The 969-nt window shown below is 69.3% G+C and carries 1 protein-coding gene and 1 pseudogene; both read right to left on the bottom strand.

What is annotated here, in order from left to right; translation table 11 throughout:
• Nucleotides 1–683 (bottom strand): glycosyltransferase family 2 protein (locus AVW09_RS15350; RefSeq protein ID WP_082823023.1); only part of this gene is annotated, 683 nt, incomplete at its 3' end.
• Nucleotides 684–704: 21 nt separating this feature from the next.
• Nucleotides 705–969 (bottom strand): annotated as a pseudogene (locus tag AVW09_RS18095) (glycosyltransferase); the annotation flags it as partial.

Genomic DNA, 969 nt, shown 5'->3' with positions numbered 1-969 from the left:
TCGGCCAGCGCGAACATGCTGTTGGCGGCGATGCCCGTGGCATCCGGTCGCTGCGTCCAATAGGCCAGCGGCTCGCCCGGAATGAAACCGAATCCGGCACGCGCGAGGATGCGCAGATAGAAGTCCCAATCCTCCACGGCGTCGAGGGATTCGTCGTACCACCCGACGTCTTCGTGCACCGCGGCGCGGTAGAGAACGGAAATGGGAACGGCACGGTTCACGCTCAGCATCTCGCTGAGCGAGATCCGCTGCATCCCCGCCCAGAACGGAGCCCGGCCGACCTCGACCCAGCGCCCGTCCCGTTCTTCCTCGTACACGATCTCCGTCGTCACCGAAACAGCGGCATCGGCAGGGTGCGTGTCGAGCCAGGCGACCGTGCGCGACAAGAACTCCGGATGCCACCGGTCGTCATCGTCGTGGAGGACGACGAACTCCGTCCCGGACGCGCGAACCCCGGTGTTCGCAGCCACGCAGCGTCCCCCAGAGCCGGGGGCGATGTGCACGACCTCGACGTCGAACGGCGCGGCCGCGACGACAGCGTCGACGTCGGCGGGATCACCACCGTCGTTCACGACGACGACACGCCGGTCCGTAAAGGTCTGGGCCGAGATGTCCTGGAGCGCTCGACGGAGAAATTCCGGGCGGCGATGCGTGCGGACGACGATCCCGACACGCGCACTCATGACTCGAGCATAGGGGCGGTCCTACAACTCCGCGTGGAGCGCCCACACCCGGTCGGCCGAAGCCTCCCAGGCGAAGCCTTTTGCCCGGTCGCCGGCGAGGACCCGGAGACGCTCGGCGTCCGGCCCGAGGGCGCGCGCAAGCGCCTCCCCGAAGCCGTCCTCACCCACGAAGAGGGCCGCTTCGGCCAGAACCTCGCGATGGACGGCCGTGTCGGCCGCCACGATGGGGATGCCGACGGCGAGCGCGTCGACCGCGCGCCAGGGCCAGTCCGTGCGGGTGCTCGGC

It is taken from the genome of Microbacterium sp. T32 (assembly GCF_001619615.1).
GTDB lineage: Bacteria > Actinomycetota > Actinomycetes > Actinomycetales > Microbacteriaceae > Microbacterium.
This window is presented reverse-complemented; position numbering and strand designations above follow the sequence as displayed.